The sequence below is a fragment of the Frankia sp. CgKIO3 genome (genome assembly GCF_977946435.1).
Genome location: NZ_CDWTMO010000227.1, coordinates 1 through 5,087, shown reverse-complemented (window position 1 = coordinate 5,087; position 5,087 = coordinate 1). Strand labels below are relative to the sequence as shown.

4 protein-coding genes are annotated in these 5,087 nt (G+C 71.3%); 2 read left to right on the top strand and 2 right to left on the bottom strand.

The genetic code is table 11. From position 1 onward, the window contains the following. Positions 1–970: bifunctional transcriptional activator/DNA repair enzyme AdaA (locus AC08OJ_RS18465; RefSeq protein ID WP_476596394.1), on the bottom strand; the 970-nt coding region annotated here is incomplete at its 3' end. 320 nt (positions 971–1,290) lie between these two features. On the opposite strand from AC08OJ_RS18465, the gene AC08OJ_RS18460 reads away from it, so the two are divergent. Together AC08OJ_RS18460 and AC08OJ_RS18455 are read left to right on the top strand one after the other, a co-directional pair. Beyond that, positions 1,291–1,683, top strand: a complete 393-nt coding sequence (locus AC08OJ_RS18460; protein WP_476594517.1) for a chaperone modulator CbpM — start codon at positions 1,291–1,293, stop codon at positions 1,681–1,683. After that, a complete protein-coding gene (locus AC08OJ_RS18455) occupies positions 1,680–4,322 on the top strand; it encodes an ATP-dependent Clp protease ATP-binding subunit (RefSeq protein ID WP_476596393.1) in 2,643 nt (880 codons plus the stop codon). The genes AC08OJ_RS18460 and AC08OJ_RS18455 overlap by 4 nt, the downstream gene beginning before the upstream one ends. Here the strand turns inward: AC08OJ_RS18455 and AC08OJ_RS18450 are convergent. After that, a complete protein-coding gene (locus tag AC08OJ_RS18450) occupies positions 4,309–5,004 on the bottom strand; it encodes a GNAT family N-acetyltransferase (RefSeq protein WP_476594515.1) in 696 nt (231 codons plus the stop codon). The genes AC08OJ_RS18455 and AC08OJ_RS18450 overlap by 14 nt on opposite strands. Positions 5,005–5,087: the final 83 nt, after the last annotated feature.

Genomic DNA, 5,087 nt, shown 5'->3' with positions numbered 1-5,087 from the left:
AAACGAGGCCCGGCTTGCGCGCGACCAGCACAGCCAGCGCCGGATCCGCCGACAGTCGTTCCACCACGGCGCGCGGGTCGGCGTCCAGGTCGAATAGGCACCGAACCCGCTGCGCCGCGGTGGTCAGATCGCGTAGGTCGGTCAGCAACAGACGGCACTCCAGCCACCCTCCGTTACCCGCCCGTTCGTCGACCTCCGCAACGCCGCTTCCTCTCGGCAGCCGCAGGGTTCGCCGGTACGTTCGCTCACCGGGCCGGCCGACGACCTCCTCGACGCCGTGGATCGCGCGTCGCTGAAGGTAGTCGACGAGTTCGTCGACCGCGTACGGCTCCCGATAACCGAGCCGAAGCACCAGCCCAGCCGCATCCCGGTTGTGACCCGGTACGGCGGACCGGGCCGGAGTCACCGGACGCGCCGGGCGCCCGCCCCGCAGTTCGCTCGGCGTGGCGGCATAGATCATCCTGATGGTGTCGTTGAACTGCCGGACGCTCGCGAACCCGGCCGCGAAGGCGATGCCCGTCGCCGCCAGGTCGGTGGTCTGGAGCAGTACCCGCGCGGTCTGCGCCCGCTGTGCACGGGCCAGCGCGAGTGGTGCCGCGCCCACTTCCGCGTTCATCTGCCGTTGAAGCTGCCGCACGCTGTAGCCCAGGCGCGCCGCGAGCCCCGAGACACCCTCCCGGTCGACCACGCCGTCGCCGATCAGCCGCATCGCACGGCCGACCACGTCGGCGCGAACGTTCCATTCGGCCGAGCCGGGCACCGCGTCGGGACGGCACCGCCGGCACGCCCGGAAGCCCGAGCCCTGCGCCGCCGCGGCTGTCGGAAAGAACCGGACGTTCTCCCGCTTCGGCGTGACGGCTGGACAACTCGGGCGGCAGTAGATGCCGGTGGTGGTGACGGCGAAGAAGAACGCGCCATCGAAGCGCGTGTCCCGGCTGCGCAGCGCCTCGTAGCGGCTCTGGTCCGTCATCACTCCACCTACTCTCGACGAGTCCCGTCTCGCATGCTGGCGGAAATCGGACGTCGTGCCCGTGGGCGCATGGCGGGCGCGGCCATCCCCGGAAACCACACCTATCCGTCGTGGAGTCGTCACCTCTAGTTGCGAACGCCATCGGGTTCGACCTACGGTCACATGGGTAATCGGACCGCTACCCGGAGATGATCCGGCTCGACCGTACCCGCGCCCAGGCCCGGTCTCCGCCGCACGGGCGGTGTGCTCCTCCGGACCGGCCCTCCACATCCCCAGGTGGGCGGGGGACCACCGGATCGGCCCATAAGCAGGAGGTAATCGTGGGAAGGGCAGCCGGAAGCGATCCCGACCCGACCGTCCCGACCGTCCCGGTCACCGGGATCACCCACCTGGGCGGCGTCGAACCCGGTCTGGATCTTCTCGGGCTGGACTCCTTCTGCCTGCGCACCCGGCTGGGCCCGGACATCGTCCGCCGGTTGGTCGCCCTCGGCCTGCTCGACGTGCGCGTCGGCCAGGCGGGGCAGTGGTGGCTGCCGGTCTGCGCGGTCGGGCAGGCGGTGCGCATCGAACGGCTGCGCCACGACCTCGGCATTACCTATGCGGCCACCGGCGTCGTGCTGGACCTGCGCGACCGCATCGACGAACTCGAACAGCGCATCCGCGGCCATCGCGACGGCCCCGGCCGTGCCGGCCCCGGCGAGGAGTACCGATGAAGTCGACCAAGCTGACCGAGAGCTCCCAGGACGCGTTGAAGGCGGCCCAGACCAGGGCGATGCGGTTCGGCCACACCGAGGTCGACGGGGAACATCTGCTCGCCGCGCTCGTCGAGCAGCCGGACGGACTGGTCCCGCGCCTCATGATCGCATCGGGTGGTACCCCACCCGCCCTCACCGGTGCGGTGGAGGCGGAGCTGGAGCGCAGACCGCGGGTGTCCGGGCCGGGGGTCCGACCGGGGGTCCGACCGGGCGAGGTGTACATGACGCAGCGTCTGTCCAGGGCCCTCGACGCCGCCGAACGGGAGACACACCGCCTGGGCGACGAGTACATCTCGGTCGAGCACCTGCTGCTGGCCCTGCTCGAGGAGGGACCCACGACACCGGCCGGCCGGATTCTGCACGAGCAGGGTCTGACCCGGGAACGCCTGCTCATCGCGCTGACCCGGGTGCGCGGAGACCGGCGCATCATCTCCGCCTCGCCGACGGCCACGGACGACGCGCTGGAAAAGTACGGACGCGACCTCGTCACCGACGCCCGCAACGGCCGCCTCGACCCCCTGATCGGGCGGGACGCCGAGATCCGCCGAGTGATCCAGATCCTGTCCCGCCGGACGAAGAACAATCCCGTGCTGCTCGGCGACCCCGGAGTCGGCAAGACCGCGATCGTCGAGGGCCTCGCCGACCGGATCTTCCGCAGGGACGTTCCGGACAGCCTGCGGAACAGGAGGGTGTTCCAGCTCGACCTGGGCGCGCTGGCGGCCGGGACGGCGCACCGCGGTGCGTTCGAGGAACGACTCAAGGCGGTTATGGCCCAGGTCACGGCGTCCGAGGGGCGGATCCTGCTGTTCGTCGACGAACTGCACGCCGTCCTGGGGGCGGGTGCCGCCGAGGGGACGACGGATGCCGGCAACGTGCTCAAGCCGCTACTGATCCGCGGCGACCTGCACCTGATCGGGACGACGACACTCGAGGAGTACCGCCGGCAGATCGAGTCCGACCCCGCGTTCGCACGCCGGTTCCAGACAGTCATAATCGATGAACCATCAGCGACGGACACCATCTCTATCCTGCGCGGGCTGCGAGGACGGCTGGAAATCTTCCACGGGGTTCGGATCGCCGACGCGGCACTGGTCTCGGCGGCGATGCTGTCCCATCGGTACATCAGCGACCGTTTCCTGCCGGACAAGGCGATCGACCTCGTCGACGAGGCGGGCGCCATGCTGCGCACCGACATCGACTCGATGCCGACCGCCCTCGACAAGATCACCCGCAGGGTGGTCCGACTGGAGATCGAGGAGGCCGCGCTCGCGCAGGAATCCGATCCGGCGAGCATCGCCCGGCTGGACCAGCTCCGTGGGGAGCTCGCCGACGTGCGGGCCGCGGCGAACGCGATGCGCGCGCGGTGGGAGGCCGAACGCCAGGCCATTCGGCGAGTCCGGGGGCTGCGGGAGGAGATCGAACAGGCCCGGCGGCGGGCCGAGGAGGCCGAACGGGCACACGACCTGGCGACCGCGGCGGAACTGCGCCACACCCGCCTGCCCGAACTGGACCGGCGGCTCGCCGACGAGTCCGAACGGCTCACCCCCCGGCGGGGCGGCCACCGGTTGCTGCGCGAGATTGTGACCGCCGACGAGATCGCCGATCTGGTCTCCCGCTGGACGGGGATCCCGGTGGCCCGGCTCCTCGAGGGGGAACGGGAGAAGCTGCGACGCCTCGACCAGGTCCTGCGCGCCCGGGTCGTCGGACAGGACGAGGCGGTGCGGCTCGTCGCCGACACGGTGCTCCGGGCCCGCGCGGGCATCGGGAACCCGCGCCGCCCGATCGGGTCATTCCTCTTCCTCGGGCCGATGGGGGTCGGGAAAACCGAGCTGGCCCGGGCCCTGGCGACGGCCCTGTTCGACTCCGAGGACAGTCTGATCCGCATCGACCTGGGCGAGTACCAGGAGCGGCACAGCGTCGGCCGGCTACTGGGCGCCCCACCCGGCCAGACCGGGCCCGTCGAGGGCGGGCAGCTCACCGAGGCGGTACGACGCAAGCCCTACGCGGTGGTGCTGTTCGACGAGATCGAGAAGGCACACGCCGACGTCCTCAACGTCCTGCTGCAGGTCCTGGGCGACGGTCGGCTCACCGACGCCCGGGGACGCACCGTCGACTTCCGCGACACCGTCGTCATCCTGGCCTCCGGCGTGGGGTCCGAACGGCTCACGGGCGGTCCGGACGCTGACGGGACGGCCGGACCCGAGGTCCGCGCTCGGATCACGGCCGACCTGCGCCGGGCCTTCCGGCCCGAGTTCCTTCACCAGGTCGACGAAGTCGTGCTGTTCTCCCCGCTGACCCTGCCCGAGATCGAGCGGGTCGTCGACCTGCTGGTGGACGACCTGCGGGCCCGCTTGGCGGATCGGCGCATCACCCTGAACATCACCGAGCCGGCCAGGATGTTCATCGCCCGTCAGGGCTACAACCCAGTCCACGGCGCCCGCCCGCTGCGCCGCTACCTGCAACGCGAGGTGGAGACCCGGATCGGGCGGGAGATGATCGCCGGCGAGGTCGACGACGGTTCCGCGGTGGTCGTCGACCTCGCCGGAGACGCGCTGACGGTCCGGCACGGACGGTCCGGCACGCTCAGCGGTCGCTGAACCCCGGACGGTCGCCGAACCTCTTGCGGAGGACGGCGAAGTAGAGATCCGGTCGCAGCGGCAGGCCGAACCGTTCGTCGTCGTAGGGGAACGGGCTCGTTCTGGTGGTCAAGACGTATCCGCGCCGCTGATACCAGGCGATCAGTTCGGCCCGTTGGGCGATGACCAGCAGGCCCATCCAGGCCGCGGACCAGGCCGTCACGGCGTGCCGTTCGGCGAGCCGCAGCAGCGTGTCGCCGAGCCCGTTGCCCTGGCGGGTCGGGCTTACCGCGAACATGCCGAAGTAGGACCCGGTCGACGGTGATGCATCCGGGCCACACCGCTCCGCGTCAGCCTGCCCACGGGTGGTATGCCCCGACCGGGCCACCGCGGTCACCGCGGTCACCGCGTGCTCCGACCGGGCCGGTGGCTCGACCCGTCGTTCCACGTGGCAGCAGCCGAGGAGGGTTCCGTCCGGGTCCTGCGCGAGCAGGACCACGCTGTCCGGCGCCGCCAATGCCGCGCCGACCGCGGCGGCGTCGGTGCGCCGCCCGGCGAGCAGGTCGGCTTCGGTGGTCCACCCCGCGCGACTGGGCTCCCCCCGGTACGCGGACTCGACGAGCTCGACGATCGCCGCGACGTCGGCCTTGGTCGCACGGCGGAACGTGAGATCGCCCGGGTAGACGTGGGAAACCGATCGCATCCCCCCATCCTCACAGCTCCAGGAAGTAGTCCCCCGGGAACGCGAGCGAGCGCATGGTGGGTAACGTCCCGGGCGGGACGGGG